The organism is Noviherbaspirillum aerium, assembly GCF_008929045.1.
GTDB classification, from domain to species: domain Bacteria; phylum Pseudomonadota; class Gammaproteobacteria; order Burkholderiales; family Burkholderiaceae_D; genus Noviherbaspirillum; species Noviherbaspirillum aerium.
This window is the reverse complement of the sequence record NZ_VFAH01000001.1, coordinates 225,163-239,017: the sequence shown is the minus strand read 5'-3', so window position 1 is coordinate 239,017 and position 13,855 is coordinate 225,163. Positions and strand designations below refer to the sequence as shown.

General features: G+C 64.4%; 15 protein-coding genes. 2 read left to right on the top strand and 13 right to left on the bottom strand.

The window, feature by feature from the left end:
• The first annotated feature begins 44 nt into the window (after positions 1-44).
• Together FH061_RS01090 and FH061_RS01085 are read left to right on the top strand one after the other, a co-directional pair.
• Complete coding sequence (locus FH061_RS01090; protein WP_151632114.1) at positions 45-899, top strand: DMT family transporter; 855 nt, start codon at positions 45-47, stop codon at positions 897-899.
• Between the two features lie 240 nt (positions 900-1,139).
• The gene (locus FH061_RS01085) at positions 1,140-1,508 is read left to right on the top strand and encodes a hypothetical protein (RefSeq protein WP_151632112.1); all 369 of its coding nucleotides are present in this window, start codon (positions 1,140-1,142) and stop codon (positions 1,506-1,508) included.
• Positions 1,509-1,639: 131 nt separating this feature from the next.
• On the opposite strand, the gene FH061_RS01080 is transcribed toward FH061_RS01085, so the two are convergent.
• The 13 genes from FH061_RS01080 to FH061_RS01020 all read right to left on the bottom strand — a co-directional run bounded on the left by FH061_RS01080 (position 1,640) and on the right by FH061_RS01020 (position 13,790).
• Positions 1,640-2,314: an energy-coupling factor ABC transporter ATP-binding protein gene (locus tag FH061_RS01080; protein WP_151632110.1), complete on the bottom strand. Its 675-nt coding sequence runs from the start codon at positions 2,312-2,314 to the stop codon at positions 1,640-1,642.
• Positions 2,311-3,018 (bottom strand): ABC transporter permease, encoded by a 708-nt coding sequence (locus tag FH061_RS01075; protein ID WP_151632108.1) that lies wholly within the window; start codon positions 3,016-3,018, stop codon positions 2,311-2,313. Before FH061_RS01075 ends, FH061_RS01080 begins: the two co-directional genes overlap by 4 nt.
• A gap of 66 nt (positions 3,019-3,084) precedes the next feature.
• Positions 3,085-3,927, bottom strand: coding sequence for a formate dehydrogenase accessory sulfurtransferase FdhD (locus tag FH061_RS01070; protein ID WP_151632106.1), 843 nt, complete (start codon positions 3,925-3,927; stop codon positions 3,085-3,087).
• A gap of 52 nt (positions 3,928-3,979) precedes the next feature.
• Positions 3,980-4,408, bottom strand: a complete 429-nt coding sequence (locus tag FH061_RS01065) for a hypothetical protein (protein ID WP_151632104.1) — start codon at positions 4,406-4,408, stop codon at positions 3,980-3,982.
• Positions 4,409-4,420: 12 nt separating this feature from the next.
• Complete coding sequence (locus tag FH061_RS01060; protein WP_151632102.1) at positions 4,421-5,572, bottom strand: formate dehydrogenase subunit gamma; 1,152 nt, start codon at positions 5,570-5,572, stop codon at positions 4,421-4,423.
• A gap of 100 nt (positions 5,573-5,672) precedes the next feature.
• Entirely contained in the window at positions 5,673-5,915 is a 243-nt protein-coding gene (locus tag FH061_RS01055) for a hypothetical protein (protein ID WP_225984431.1), read from the bottom strand.
• Complete coding sequence (gene fdh3B, locus FH061_RS01050; protein WP_151632100.1) at positions 5,912-6,544, bottom strand: formate dehydrogenase FDH3 subunit beta; 633 nt, start codon at positions 6,542-6,544, stop codon at positions 5,912-5,914. The genes FH061_RS01055 and fdh3B overlap by 4 nt, the downstream gene beginning before the upstream one ends.
• A 12-nt stretch (positions 6,545-6,556) precedes the next feature.
• On the bottom strand, positions 6,557-9,520 hold the full coding sequence (locus FH061_RS01045) for a formate dehydrogenase subunit alpha (RefSeq protein WP_151632098.1): 2,964 nt from the start codon (positions 9,518-9,520) through the stop codon (positions 6,557-6,559).
• Between the two features lie 18 nt (positions 9,521-9,538).
• The gene (locus tag FH061_RS01040) at positions 9,539-9,733 is read right to left on the bottom strand and encodes a hypothetical protein (RefSeq protein WP_192804843.1); all 195 of its coding nucleotides are present in this window, start codon (positions 9,731-9,733) and stop codon (positions 9,539-9,541) included.
• A 155-nt stretch (positions 9,734-9,888) separates the two neighbouring features.
• Positions 9,889-10,503 (bottom strand): TorD/DmsD family molecular chaperone, encoded by a 615-nt coding sequence (locus FH061_RS01035; RefSeq protein WP_151632096.1) that lies wholly within the window; start codon positions 10,501-10,503, stop codon positions 9,889-9,891.
• A gap of 75 nt (positions 10,504-10,578) precedes the next feature.
• A complete protein-coding gene (locus FH061_RS01030) occupies positions 10,579-12,687 on the bottom strand; it encodes a 4Fe-4S binding protein (RefSeq protein ID WP_151632094.1) in 2,109 nt (702 codons plus the stop codon).
• Positions 12,671-13,282, bottom strand: coding sequence for a DUF3306 domain-containing protein (locus tag FH061_RS01025; protein WP_151632092.1), 612 nt, complete (start codon positions 13,280-13,282; stop codon positions 12,671-12,673). The genes FH061_RS01030 and FH061_RS01025 overlap by 17 nt, the downstream gene beginning before the upstream one ends.
• Positions 13,272-13,790 carry a DUF3305 domain-containing protein gene (locus tag FH061_RS01020; RefSeq protein ID WP_151632090.1) on the bottom strand — a complete coding sequence of 173 codons (519 nt, stop codon included), beginning with the start codon at positions 13,788-13,790 and terminating at the stop codon, positions 13,272-13,274. The genes FH061_RS01025 and FH061_RS01020 overlap by 11 nt, the downstream gene beginning before the upstream one ends.
• Positions 13,791-13,855 lie beyond the last annotated feature (65 nt).

Genomic DNA, 13,855 nt, shown 5'->3' with positions numbered 1-13,855 from the left:
GATCGAATGCTCTCCGCCTTTTACTCATCCAGAATCCACCCGTTATGACTTACGCCGTGCTGCAGCTTCACATCGCCACCTTTCTGTTCGGGCTGTCCGGCGTCGTCGGACAGCTGATGACGCTGGATGTGCTGATGGTGGTGGCCGGCCGCGCCGGCCTCGCCGCGCTCGGGCTCTTGCTGTGGGCGCGCATCCGGGGCATCGGGCTGCGCGCGAGCCGGGCTCAGCTATGGCGCTTCCTGCTGATCGGTATTTTGCTGGCGTTCCACTGGACCAGCTTTTTCCTGTCGATTCGTTTGTCGAGCGTGGCAGTCGGCTTGCTGACCTTTTCCTGCTTTCCGATTTTCGTCATCCTGCTCGGCCCGCTGTTTGGCAACGGGCGCATACGGTACGGCGACTTTGTCCTGGTGGCGGTGCTGATGCTGGGCCTCCGACTGGTGGTGCCCGGCTCCCTCGATGAGGCCGCCAACCTCGCCGGTCCGCTATGGGGCATCGCATCCGGCTTGTCGTTCGCGGTGATCCAGCTCCTCAACCATGCGCTGGTGCAGAACGAAGACCCGGTCAAGATTTCCATCTACCAGAATGGCATTGCTTCGCTGGCGCTGCTGCCCCTGCTCGATGCATCCATGCTGCCTGCGACCGTCTCCAGCCTGGCGCAGCTGGTCTTCCTCGGCTTGGCCTGCACGGCGCTGGCCCATACCTTGTTCATTGCCGGCATGCGCCGCGTCAGCGCGCAGACCGCCAGCATGTTCACCTATCTCGAACCGGTATACGGCATCGCACTGGCGGCGCTGATGCTGGGAGAGATCCCCACGGCGGGCATGGTCGCGGGAGGAGTCATCATTCTCGGCGCGGTATTCGTTGCGACCAGGCGGCCGGAAAACAATGTTCCCGCGTGACTGCGGCATATCTGCTGTAATTTTTCCCCGGCGAAACCTGAACCGGCCAGGCGAGCATTCAAGAAAACGACATAAGCCCGATCAAACGATGACGACGGACGGCAAAATATTGATACCGGTCGTACTGCCTGCAAACCGCGAGAACGCAACGCCAACGCCCGTGTCGTATAAATGTCGTTTTTTTATCCGGCGCTGCGCTCGCGGCGGCCGGACGCCCCTATCGTTCCCAGCGAGGTCATCATGAACAAACCCAGCAGTGTCCTGCTCGCATGCGCGGCGTTTGCGCTGCTCGCGGGCTGTCAGAAAACTCCGGAACCCAAGACTTCCGACACCAGCGGCGCACCGTCCATCACGCCATCCTCTTCCAGCAGCGCCAGCCAGTCGGTCGCACTGCCGCCCAACCAGATGCCGGCTTCGGATGCGACGATCGCGCCGCAGGCTGCTGCATCAGGCGCGAGCGCGGGCACTGGCACCAGCGGCAGCGCCAATACGCCGACCCAGGCCAATCCGGCCCAGCTCACCAAGGAACAGGAAAAGTCCACGCTGCCGCATTCCGGGCAGGTGAACAATCATTCGGTGCCCGAGACCACAGGCGAGAAGAAGCAGTAAGAATGGTTTGATGACCGGAGACACTCGGCATCAAAGGGTGTGCAGGCCTCCGTGCCGGCACCGGCAGCTTTTTTCCGGAGCAGCCGCAGGCAAGCAGGCCTGCACCACCGAGTAATTTTCCAAAGCGCAAATCACGCCGCGCGCACGCGTTGCTGCCGGGCCTGCAGCCGGCCTTCGCGCAGCTTCAGCCGTTGCACGCCGGGCAGCGCGATCAGGTCGCGGTCATGGCAGGCCATGATGACGCTGCTGCCGCCGCGCACCAGCGACGGAATCAGTGCGATCACCTGTTCCCGCGCGGCGCCGTCGAGGTTGGACGTCGGCTCATCCAGCAGCAGCAGTTTCGGCGACAGCACCTTGGCGCGCGCCAGTGCGATACGCTGCTTTTCGCCGCCGGACAGGGTCAGCGGCTTGCTGTTTCGCAGATGTTCGACCCCGGCCCATCGCATCGCTTCCTCGACCAGCCGTGCAATGTCTTGCCTCGGCAGGCCGCGCGCCTCCAGCCCGAAGGCGATGTTGTGCGCGACGCTGGTGGAAAACATGACCGGATGCTGGTGCACATAAACCACCGCTTCGCGCATTGCGCGGGAATAGGGCGACAGGCGCACCTCTTCCCCGAGGAAGCTCACGCGCTGCGCTTCGGCGGCTTCCAGCCCGGCCAGCACCCGCAGCAGCGTGCTCTTTCCGGCGCCGTTGAGCCCGGTCAGCACATAGGCGGCGGCCTGGTGGATGAGCAGCCGGTCGATGTTGAACAGCTCGCGTTCGCCGAAGCGCTTGCACAAGCGCTCGATGTCCAGCAGGGCCGTCATGCCGCGCCCCGGGCCGAGCGCGGATCGCCCTGCAGCGCCACCATGACGGCATTGATCGCCAGCGCGATCGCCACCAGCACGATGCCGAGCGCGATGCCCTGCGCGAACTCGCCCTTGCTGGTCTGCAGCGCGATGGCGGTGGTGATGGTGCGGGTTTCGCCGGCGATGTTGCCGCCGACCATGATCGCGCAGCCGACTTCCGAAATCACGCGGCCGAAGCCGCTGATCACCGCCGCCATCACGCCGTAGCGCACCTCGTGCAGCACCGTGCGCATCACCCGCCATGGCGAGGCGCCGAGCGTGACGGCGGTCTCCGCCACCCGCAGGTCGGCGGCCTGCACGGCGGCCAAGGTGAAGGCGGTCAGTACCGGCAGGGAAATCAGCACCTGGCCGGCCACGATCGCGGATTGCGAAAACAGCCAGCGGAAATCGCCCAGCGGTCCCTGGCGCGACAGCGACAGATACAGCAGCAGGCCGATCAGCACGGTGGGCAGCGACATCGACGCCTGCACCAGCCAGATCAGGATGCGGCGTCCGGTGAAGGAGCGGGCGGCGATCAGGTAGCCGGCCAGCACCGCAAGCGGCGCGGCGATCAGCAGCGCAAGCAGGGTGGTCTTGATGGATAGCCAAATGATTCCCCACAGCTCGGCATCGCCGGAGAGCAGCAGGAGGAAGGCATCGCGGATGGCGTCGAGCAAATGCATGGGGTGCGGCAGGGATGGACCGGGACGGAATAGGGCAAGTTTGCCAGAGCGGCGGCGCTTAAGCTATCAGGCGATGCGCAATACGTCCGCCAGGTGCGGCTCCATGATCAGCCGTTCGCGCCCGGTCAGCGCGAGGAAATGCTTGCCGGTGCAGCGCGCCAGCAGCGACATGCCGAGCTTGGCGGCCACCATGTGGCCCATCTGCGTGGTGCCGGAGCGCGACAGCAGGAAGGGCATGCCCATCTGCGCGCCCTTGATCACCATTTCCGACGTCAGCCGGCCGGTGGTGTAGAACACCTTGTCGTTGCCGCCGACATCATCGAGCCACATGCGGCCGGCGATGGAATCGACCGCATTGTGGCGGCCCACGTCCTCGACGAAATACAGCAGTTCGCCTTCGCCGGAAAACAGCGCGCAGCCGTGCACCGAACCGGCCTGCTTGTAGATGGACTGCTGGGTGCGGATGGTGTCGACGATCTTGTACAGCGTCGACTGCCGCAGCCTTGCGTCCGGCGGCAGGCTGATCTGGTCGACTTCATCCATCAGGCCGCCGAACACCGAACCCTGGCCGCAGCCGGTGGTGACGACTTTCTTGGACGTGCGTTCCTCGATGTCGGCGATGCCGGTATAGGTTTTCACGGCAACCGCGCCCACTTCCCAGTCGACGGTGACCGATTCGATGTCTTCCACCGAACGCACCAGCCTCTGGTTGCGCAGGTAGCCGAGCGTCAGCGCTTCCGGCGCGCCGCCCAGCGTCATCAGCGTGACCAGCTCGCGCTTGTCGACATAGACCGTCAGCGGCCGTTCGGCGGGAATGGAGATGGTGGAAATCCTGCCGCGCTCGTCCATCACCTCGACTTCCTGCGTCAGATTGGCGGCGGCATTGGTGAGGTAAGGGCGGCGTGGCATGCGGGAGGCTTTTCTGCTTGGGACAGCAAACAGTGTATCAGTGAAGCGCGGATTACTTCTTGGCAGTTGCGCCCGGTGTTGCCGATGCTGCTGCTGGTGCCGTCGTTGCTGCCGGCGCCGCAGGGGTTGCTGCCGGTGTTGCTGCCGGTGCTGCCCCCGATGCCGATGCAGGCGTTGCCGCCGCGCCTGCCGCGGGTGCAGGTGCCGCAGCGGCGACCGGCGGAACATAAGGGCCGGGGTCGGCGCAGGCCGGGGTTTCCACGGTCGGCTTCTTCGCGCCTTCCTTGTTCTTCTGGTAATACGCGGCGGTCTTGTCCTGCGACAGGCACAGTTTATAGGCTGCAACCTTGTCGCCCCAAGCCGCCTTGTCCTTGGCGGCGTCGGCGGCGGCCTTGGCTTCCGGCGAAGGTGCGGGAAGCTTGGCGTAGGCCGAACCCGTCATCAAGGCAAGCATTGCCATCAACGATAGAACTTTCTTCATTGCATTCCTCCTTTAAACTGCCTTGACCGGTGCGCCATCGCCCGCAGGCGGAGTCGAGCGCACGCGCGGCACTTCGCCGTTCTGTACCTGCTCGTACCACAGCTCATGATGCTCCTTGGCCCAGGTGTCGTCGACATAGCCGTGGCGCATCGCTTCATAGGCGCCCTCGGTGCCGATCGAACCCATGTAGATATGGCCGAGCGACATCGCGAAGACCAGCACCGCCGCCACCAGGTGGATCACGTTGGCGATTTGCATGGTGCCGCGGGTGTAGAGCAGGCCCGGCACCAGCATGTCGAGCACGAAGCCGGAAGCGCTGACGATGAGACCGAGCAGCGTCACGCCGCCCCAGAACCACAGCTTTTCGCCGGCATTGAAGCGGCCGGACTTCACATGGCCGTCGCCGATGGCGCCGCCGAGGCGCCTGATCCATATGCCATCCGAACTGTTGGGCAGGTTGTCCTTGACGAAGATGACGAACATCACGATCAGCGACAGCGAGAACAGCGGGCCGACGAAGTTGTGGATGTTCTTGCAGGCATAGGCCAGCCAGCCGAACAGCGTGTGGCCGAACACCGGCATCAGCACGTATTTGCCGAACAGCATGATGACGCCGGAAATGGCCAGCGTCAGGAAAGTGATCGCCACCGTCCAGTGGGTAATGCGCTCCAGCGAGGTGAAGCGCTCGATCAGGCGGCCGGTGCGGGCGCCCTTCAGTTTGATCGGGCCCTTGATGAAATACACCGCGGCCAGCGCGAGCACCGCCAGGATCAGCAGCCAGCCGCCGATCTGGGTCAGCGGCCCGTTGCGGTACTGGCGCCAGGCTTCGCCGGCGGTGGTGGCGCGGTCCTGTCCGGGGAACTGCGCCTTGGGCTGGATCAGCACGCCCATTTCCGGGCCGGGCAGGCTGGAATAGTTGTTCGTGCCTTCCTTGACGATGCGCCAGGTCGGCGCATTGTTGCCGGGCTGCGTCAGGCTGCGTTCGGCCTGGTTCTGCTTGAGAATGTCGATTGATTCAACATTGAGCGGCGCCTGGGCCTGCCCAGCGGGTGTCGATGCGGGGGTGGCGGCCGGAGCCGCGGCAGGCGTCTTCGCATCCTGCGCGTTCGCCATGCCGGCCCCGAGCATCAGCGACAGGGCCAGACCGCTTATCCATTTGTTCATGATGTTTTCCCTTCTGCGCGAGGCTCACGCCGGCAGGTGTTACGCAGCGGCGAAACACCGGATCGCGGCAATGACTGGCATCGCCGCCCGGCGCCGCACGCTAGTTGGACTTCAGGTATTCGTTCTGGGCCTGGCCGCGCGTCTGCAGCTGCTTTTCCCAGCTGGCCTTGTCGCCGGCCTTCCAGCCCTGCGCCACATAGCTGTTCTTGGCTCCCTGCCAGGGCGCGACGTCGCTGCGGTTGGTATTGTCGGCCGTCATGCTCTGGTCGAGTTCGCCGCAGCCGGCGAGTCCGCCGAGCAGTGCCGCGCAGGCGGCCGGTATCAGGACGAAATTGCGCATCATGACTTCTTCCCTTCCGCAACAGGTTTGACTTCGCCGTTGGGCGCCTTGCCGTAGGCGGTGCCCCAGCCCCAGACTTCGCTGCCCTTGCCGCGCCGCAGGACGCGGTTGCGGAAGATGTCGGCCACCATGTCGCCGTCGCCGCCGAGCAGTGCCTTGGTCGAACACATTTCCGCGCAGGCCGGCAGCTTGCCTTCGGACAGGCGGTTGCGGCCGTACTTGTCGAACTCGGCCTTGGAGCCGTTTTCCTCGGGACCGCCGGCGCAGAAGGTGCACTTGTCCATCTTGCCGCGCAGGCCGAAGGTGCCGGAGGAGGGGAACTGCGGCGCGCCGAACGGGCAGGCATACGAGCAGTAGCCGCAGCCGATGCAGGTGTCCTTGTTGTGCAGCACCACGCCTTCGTCGGTGCGGTAGAAGCAGTCGACCGGGCAGACCGCCATGCAGGGCGCATCCGAGCAATGCATGCAGGCCACCGAGACCGATTTTTCCTGGCCGATGATGCCGTCGTTGACGGTCACCACGCGGCGGCGGTTCACGCCCCAGGGAACTTCATGTTCGTTCTTGCAGGCGGTGACGCAGCTGTTGCACTCGATGCAGCGCTCCGAGTCGCAGATGAATTTCATTCGTGCCATGTCGTCTCTCCGTCAGGCAGTAAAGCGTTCGATATTGCAGATGGTGGTCTTGGTTTCCTGCATCATGGTCACCGAGTCGTAGCCGTAAGTGGTCGCGGTATTGACCGCTTCGCCGCGCACCACCGGGGCGGCGCCCTGCGGGTAGTACTCGAGCATGTCCTTGCCCTGCCACCAGCCGGAGAAGTGGAACGGGATGAAGGCCGTATCCGCTCCGACGCGCTGCGTCACCAGCGCCTTGACCTTGATGCGCGCGCCGGTCGGCGTCGATACGATCACGTATTCGCCGTCGCGGATGCCGCGGTCGGCCGCCGCCTTCGGATTGATCTCGACGAAGTTGTCCTGCTGCAGTTCGGCCAGCCACGGATTGGAACGGGTTTCCTCGCCGCCGCCCTCGTATTCCACCAGGCGTCCCGACGTCAGGATGATCGGGAATTTCTCGTACAGCTTGGCTTCCACGTTCTTCTGCTGCACCGACTTGTACAGCGTCGGCAGGCGCCAGAAGGCCATCTTGTCGTCGTGCGTCGGATACTTGGCCACCAGGTCGGGGCGGGTGCCGTACAGCGGCTCGCGGTGCTTGGGCACCGGATCCGGGAAGTTCCACACCACGGCGCGCGCCTTCGCATTGCCGAACGGGTGCACGCCGTGCACCTTCATGCAGACGCGCTGGATGCCGCCGGACAGGTCGGTCTTCCAGTTCTTGCCTTCGGCCGCCTTTTTCTCCGCGTCGGTCAGGTCATCCCACCAGCCCAGCTTCTTCAGCAGCACATGGTCGAATTCCGGATAGCCGGTGGTGATGTCGGCGCCCACCGAATGCGAGCCGTCCTCGGCCAGCAGGTTGACGCCTTCGCGCTCGACGCCGAAATTGGCGCGGAAGTTGCCGCCGCCGTCCATCACATGCTGGTTGGTGTTGTACAGGATGTGGGTGCCCGGATGCTTCATTTCCGGCGTGCCGTAGCAGGGCCATGGCAGACCGAAGTAATCGCCGGTCATGTCGTAGCCGGTGGCCGCATCCTTGCCGCCCTTGCAGCGCAGCGTCTTCACGTCGAACAGGTGCATGTTCTTCATGTGCGCCTTGAGCCGCTCCGGCGACTGGCCGGTGTAGCCGATGGTCCAGGTGCCGCGGTTGATCTCGCGCAGCATGTCTTCCGGTTCCGGTTCCATCATGCCGCCCTTGCCGGGCACCAGCTTGATCTTCGCCACCAGCTCCTTGCCGAAGCCGAGCTTTTCCGCCAGCTGATACATGATCATGTGGTCGGTGCGGGATTCGAACAGCGGCTCGATCACTTTCTCGCGCCACTGGATCGAGCGGTTCGAGGCCGTCACCGAGCCCGAGGTCTCGAACTGCGTCGCCGCCGGCAGCAGGTACACCGCGCGGTTCGGATTGAGTTCCTGGCCGTCGACCTTCATTGCCGCCATCGCCGCGGTGGCCGACGGATAGGGGTCGATCACCACCAGCATGTCGAGCTTGTCGAGCGCCTTCTTCATGTCCAGGCCGCGCGTCTGCGAGTTCGGCGCATGGCCCCAGAACACCATCGCCTTGACGTTGTTGTCCTGGTCGATCAGTTCGTTCTTCTCCAGCACCGCATCGACCCAGCGCGAGACGGTGGTGCCGGACTTTTCCATCATCGCCTGCGAGACGAACTGCTTCTTGATCCATTCATAATCCACGCCCCACACCGCCGCCCAGTGCTTCCAGGAGCCGGTGGCCAGGCCGTAGTAGCCGGGCAGGGAATCGGGATTGGGGCCGACGTCGGTCGCGCCCTGCACGTTGTCGTGGCCGCGGAAAATGTTGGCGCCGCCGCCGGAGACGCCGATGTTGCCCAGCGCCAGCTGCACCAGGCAGGAAGCGCGCACCATCGCATTGCCGATCGAATGCTGGGTCTGACCCATGCACCAGACCAGCGAGGACGGACGGTTCTTGGCCATGGTTTCGGCCGCCTTGTAGAGCTCGGCTTCGGTCACGCCGCAGGCTTCCTCGACGCGTTCCGGCGTCCAGGTCATCACCTCTTCGCGGATCTTGTCCATGCCGTAGACACGGTCGTTGATGTACTTCTTGTCTTCCCAGCCGTTCTTGAAGATGTGGTACAGCATGCCGTACAGGTAGGGAATGTCGGTGCCGGAACGGATGCGGATGTACTGGTCGGCCTTGGCCGCGGTGCGGGTGAAGCGCGGATCGACCACGATCATCTTGGTGCCGTTTTCCTTCGCATGCAGCATGTGCAGCATCGACACCGGATGCGCCTCGGCGGCGTTGGAGCCGATATACATGACCGCCTTGGCGTTCTGCATATCGTTGTAGCTGTTGGTCATCGCGCCGTAGCCCCAGGTGTTGGCAACGCCGGCGACCGTGGTCGAATGGCAGATGCGGGCCTGGTGGTCAGTGTTGTTAGTGCCGAAGAAGGACACGAACTTGCGCAGCAGCGCCGACTGCTCGTTGTTGTGCTTGGAGGAGCCGACGAAGAACACCGAATCGGGGCCGCTGGCCTTCCTGATGTCGAGCATCCTGGCAGAGATTTCATTGAGCGCCTGGTCCCAGCTGATGCGCTGGTACTTGCCGTTGACCAGCTTCATCGGGTATTTCAGGCGGTATTCGCCATGGCCGTGCTCGCGCAGCGCCGCGCCTTTCGCGCAGTGCGCGCCGAGGTTGATGGGCGAATCGAACACCGGTTCCTGGCGTACCCAGACGCCGTTCTCCACCACCGCGTCGACCGCGCAGCCGACCGAGCAATGGGTGCAGACGGTGCGCCGCACCTCGACCTTGCCGTTGCCGGCGGGCTTGGCGCCGTCGGCGGCCCTGGCCTTCTGGATCAGGTTGAGCTGGGAAGCGGCAATGCCGGCACCGATGCCGATGCCGGAACGCTTGAGGAAGGTGCGCCGGTCCATCGTCGGGAGCGCGCGCGACAGGCTCTCGGACAGGCTGGACGTGAATCGATTGGGCGAGCGCTGGCCTGACTGGCCTTTGCGAGTCAACAGCATGGTCGTCTCCCGTAAGGGTTAGAGGGTGGTCGTCCGGTAATACTTCTTGACGTGTTCGGTCAGACGGTAACCGTCGCCTTGCGGCTGCGCCGGCGCTTCTGCGGCGGCGGGTACGGCGGTCTTGGGGGAAAATTTTGCGGCGATGCCGGCCGCTGCGGCCAGGCCAAGCCCCGCGAAGAAGGTTCTGCGGGCAACCTTGTTTTGCTCTGCCATGATGTCGTCTCCTGGAGCCTTGTCTGCTCTGCCTGCTATTTTTTGGTGCAGCATGTTATGTATTTCAAAGTAGCACAGTTTTTTACGAATTGCACTGATTAGAACATTTGTCCATGCAAATTGATTACAGGTGAAAAACTTTCATCTATGCAAGGTCAGGCCATGTCGAAAGCCTGCATCTCCACTTCAAAGAAGCTCTTCGCCAGTTGTGCGACCGCAGCATAAAAACCGGCTTGCGGATAGGCGAGGATGGCGTCGCACATCTGGATGACCCAAGGTTGCAGATGGTCGGCGAAAAACTGCTTCTGCGTTGCAAGGTTGGCATGCAGCGCATCATCGGAAGCGATCAGGTAGCGCATCACTTCGCACAGTGCGGCGATATGGTCCTCGCTTTCCGGCACCTGCTCGTCGCGCTGCAGGCCCAGCCGGTCGAGGTCCGCGCGCAGCGCGGCCAGCGGCTTTTCCATCAGGAAGCCGGACAGGTAGAACGAGCCGTAAAGCATCAGCTCCGGCTTGCCGACGCCGATGAAGAGCGACTCGTAAAGCTCGCGCAGGCTTTCCGCGTCGGCTTGCCTGCAGGCGGCGGCGAGGTCGCGCCAGGCTTGCTGCAGGATGCCGTCGCCTTCCTCGGGTGAAGCGGCGATGGCGGCCAGCAGTTCCGCCGGCGGCGGCGCATAGAACAAGGCGGCCAGCAAGCCGTAGAGATCGGCGCGGGCGGTTTCCTCGCCCTGGTCGGGAGCTTCGAATTTGAGCGCTTGGGCAGTGGTCATGGACTTATCGGAGGTCGGTGTCGGGTGCGTCAGGCTTGGCCAGGGGCCGGGTCATCGCTTCGTTCATCGCTTTGTTCATCGCTTCAATTCCAGGATCGAAGTTTCCTTCTTGTTGTCCATCATGTCGATCACGCGGCAGTCGGAACACATCTTGAGTCGCTCGATGTTGCCGGCGAAGGCGCCGTGCAGCGACAGCTTGGACAGCATGTTCTCGATCATCTGCAGCGTGCCGAACGGCTTGCTGCAGCGGATGCAGTGGTAGGGCTGCGCTTCGTTGAGCACCGCCGGCTGCTTCGCCGCTTCGCCCAGCAGCAGGCGCGGCGTCAGGCTGATCGCGTTTTCGGGGCAGGTCTTTTCGCACAGGCCGCACTGCACGCAGTTCTTTTCGACGAAGCGCAGCTGCGGCAGGTTGGGATTGTCGATCAGTGCCGATTCCGGACAGGCGCCGACGCAGGACATGCACAGCGTGCAGGCCGAGGCATTGACGCTGACGCTGCCGAAGGGCGCGCCCGCCGGCAGCGCGATGTCGGTGCGGGGCGCCGGCGCATGCTTAAGCAGATGATCGAATGCGAATTCCAGCGTGGTGCGCTTTTCCGAGGCGATGTTGAAGGTCGCGCGCTGCGCCGGCACCATGGCCAGCGGCTGCAGCTGAAACTCGCGCAGTTGCGCATCAAGCTCGCGCGCATTCGCGGCGCGCAGCAGCGCGATATGCCGCCCTTCGTAGCCGAGGCCGCCGAGGATGGCCTGCGCCACCGCGATCTGGGTTTCCAGCGCTTCCAGGTACTGCGGCGCTTCCTCGCCGGTGGCGAGCACCAGCACGTTCGACGCGCCATGGCAGATGGCGCCCAGCCAGCCATCGATGCCGACCGAGGCCACATGATGCAGGTCCACCGGCATCACCTGCGCCGGCAGGCCGCCGAGTTTGCCTGCGCCCGCACCGGCAAGGCGGCCGATTTCGAGCAGCATCTCCGCGCCCTTCGCCTGGCTGTGCAGCAGCAGCGCCGGCTGCCGGCCGCCGGCATGGGCATACGTCGTCAGCAGCGTCTTGATGCGGCGGCCGAGGTCGGTCGCGCGCGGATAGGCATAGCTGAGCGCGCCCGACGGGCAGACCGTGGTGCAGGCGCCGCAGCCGACGCACAGGTTGGGATTGACCTGGATATGGTTGCCGGCGTGGCCGATCGCCTGCGCCGAGCAGACCTCGACGCAGGCGTTGCAGCCGACGGTCTGGTTGCGGCTGTGCGCGCAGATCTTTTCCTTGTAGGTGAAGAACTTCGGCTTGCTGAACTGGCCGACCATCTGCGCCATCTGCAGCGCCTGTTCGGCCTGTGCGAACGGATCGGCGCCGGGGGCGAAATAGCCCTGCGGCGGCTGGTGCAGCGTGATCAGCGGCTGGTCGGACAGATCGAAGATCAGATCGAAATCGCCGCCGCGCGCCGTATCCTCGCGCATGAAGTCGATGGCGCCGACGGCGCCGCAGGCTTTCATGCAGTCGCGGTGCGAAGTGCAGGCGTCCAGATTGATCTGGTAGTTCAGGTCGATCGCGTTCTCGGGGCAGGCCGCCACGCAGGCATTGCAGCGGGTGCAGAGTTCGAGGTCGATCGGGTTGGCCTGCTGCCAGCGCACCTTGAATGCGCCCAGCCAGCCGTCGATGCTGATCTTCGTGCCCGAGAATACCGGCAGGTCGCGCTCCGGCAGCGGCTGCGCCGCATCGCCGGAGGTCAGCAGCATGCTTACCTGCAGCTGCGAAGACAGGCGCCTTGCCCAGGGCAGTACCCGCGCCGCCGGACCGATCAGCAGCGCCTGGCCGCCGGAATCATAGTCGACGGTGGGAACCGGTTCCACGTCGGGCAGCGCGGCAGCGGCCAGCAGCGCGGCCATCTTCGGCAGCGACTGCCTGGCTTCCTTGCCCCAGCCGCCGGACTCGCGCAGGTTGACGAAGCGGATAGGCGCGACCGTCTGCTTCTGCTCGGCCAGTTCGGCGAACAGCGCCTGTTCCTGGGTGCAGCCGACCACGACACGGTCCACTCCCTGCAGCGCGTCGAGATAGCCGCCGACTTCGCGCCGGCACAGCTGGCTGGCCGGCTTCAGCGGCGCAGTGCCGAGCGCCTCGCCGAGCGCAGCGCCGGCAGCCGCGTCGAGCGGCATCGTATGGTTGCAGCTGCAGACTTTATATTGGGTGGTCATGGGATGCCTGGTTCGAATTCGTGTTGAGGTCGTGCTGCCGTACTTCCGCGCTTGCATCGGCGTGGGCATCGGCATGCGTGCCGGAAGCGGCAGCGTCGATGGACTCGGCCGGGCGGGCGGGATCGGACGGCTCGGCCGCCGGAGCGGCAGCGGGCTCTTCCACCGCCTGCTGCAGCAGGCGCATCAGCGGATTTTCGATCTGCGACAGCGGATCGAGCAGCGCCTGCGCATGATTGAGCGCCGCCAGGATCTGCGGCGTCATCGGCTGGAACTTGCTGTAATCGTCGATGTAGACATCAAGGCCGTCCATCACGTTGAACTGCGGATCGGCGAACAGCTTCTTCATCGCCGAGCGGCGCACGTTCTCGTCGACGCCGCGTGCGACGAAGGGCTTGAAGTCGGAATCGGCGGTCAGTGCGGCCACATCCTCCAGCGTCGGCGGCGGCTTCGGCAGGCCCTGTTCCTCTGCCGGCAGGGACTGCGCCCGGGATGGCGATTGCGCGTGCGTGCCGCCTGCCGCGGCGTCCTGCTGTCTTTCCCCGGCCGCTTCGGCGTTGCGCTTTGACCAGCGCGCAAAAAAGCTTTCAGCTTCCATGTTGCTTTCCTTCTTCCGCAGCCATCTGCGCGACGCCGGCGCCGCCCTCGAAGGAAGGCTTGCGCCGCTTCTTCTTCACTTCGGGACGGTAGTGCTGCGCGACGAAGCGCTGCAGGTGTTCGATGATCTCCGCCGGCGCGGGCAGGGTGTCGACACGTTCGCCGCCGTCCATCAATCGCGCCGCCTCGTTGTAGGACAGCGTGACCTGCTTGGGCACGGCGACTTCGGTGCCGTCGATGTCTTCGATGCGCCACATGACGAACCAGCAGGGGAGCGGTGAATCGATGTTAAGAAAATAACCTTCCGCCTCGTCGGTGTAGAGGCGGACTTCGAAGCCGCCGAACAGCCAGCGGGTGTCGGATTCCTCGCTGCGCAGGCAGCGGGCCGAGTTGCCGGGCACGGGCATGCCGATGGAAAGCTCGATCGGCTTCCATGCGTAAGGTTGCCAGCGGTTGGCGAGCGCGGTGCGCTGCATCACCACGGCGACCGAGAGTGCTTCTGTCTCCATCTTTTCCTCAGGGCGTGCGGACTACCCTGTTATAGGGCGCTACAAATTTTTCTGACGTAATAGTG

What these genes read in the sequence shown, in the direction of transcription:
- FH061_RS01070 (WP_151632106.1), bottom strand. Translation starts at nt 3,927, where the DNA reads ATGCCACGCCGCCCTTACCTCACCAATGCCGCCGCCAATCTGACGCAG.
- FH061_RS01055 (WP_225984431.1), bottom strand. Translation starts at nt 5,915, where the DNA reads ATGATGCGCAATTTCGTCCTGATACCGGCCGCCTGCGCGGCACTGCTC.
- FH061_RS01020 (WP_151632090.1), bottom strand. Translation starts at nt 13,790, where the DNA reads ATGGAGACAGAAGCACTCTCGGTCGCCGTGGTGATGCAGCGCACCGCG.
- FH061_RS01085 (WP_151632112.1), top strand. Translation starts at nt 1,140, where the DNA reads ATGAACAAACCCAGCAGTGTCCTGCTCGCATGCGCGGCGTTTGCGCTG.
- FH061_RS01080 (WP_151632110.1), bottom strand. Translation starts at nt 2,314, where the DNA reads ATGACGGCCCTGCTGGACATCGAGCGCTTGTGCAAGCGCTTCGGCGAA.
- FH061_RS01030 (WP_151632094.1), bottom strand. Translation starts at nt 12,687, where the DNA reads ATGACCACCCAATATAAAGTCTGCAGCTGCAACCATACGATGCCGCTC.
- FH061_RS01035 (WP_151632096.1), bottom strand. Translation starts at nt 10,503, where the DNA reads ATGACCACTGCCCAAGCGCTCAAATTCGAAGCTCCCGACCAGGGCGAG.
- FH061_RS01075 (WP_151632108.1), bottom strand. Translation starts at nt 3,018, where the DNA reads ATGCATTTGCTCGACGCCATCCGCGATGCCTTCCTCCTGCTGCTCTCC.
- FH061_RS01045 (WP_151632098.1), bottom strand. Translation starts at nt 9,520, where the DNA reads ATGCTGTTGACTCGCAAAGGCCAGTCAGGCCAGCGCTCGCCCAATCGA.
- FH061_RS01040 (WP_192804843.1), bottom strand. Translation starts at nt 9,733, where the DNA reads ATGGCAGAGCAAAACAAGGTTGCCCGCAGAACCTTCTTCGCGGGGCTT.
- FH061_RS01025 (WP_151632092.1), bottom strand. Translation starts at nt 13,282, where the DNA reads ATGGAAGCTGAAAGCTTTTTTGCGCGCTGGTCAAAGCGCAACGCCGAA.
- FH061_RS01090 (WP_151632114.1), top strand. Translation starts at nt 45, where the DNA reads ATGACTTACGCCGTGCTGCAGCTTCACATCGCCACCTTTCTGTTCGGG.
- FH061_RS01060 (WP_151632102.1), bottom strand. Translation starts at nt 5,572, where the DNA reads ATGAACAAATGGATAAGCGGTCTGGCCCTGTCGCTGATGCTCGGGGCC.
- FH061_RS01065 (WP_151632104.1), bottom strand. Translation starts at nt 4,408, where the DNA reads ATGAAGAAAGTTCTATCGTTGATGGCAATGCTTGCCTTGATGACGGGT.
- fdh3B (WP_151632100.1), bottom strand. Translation starts at nt 6,544, where the DNA reads ATGGCACGAATGAAATTCATCTGCGACTCGGAGCGCTGCATCGAGTGC.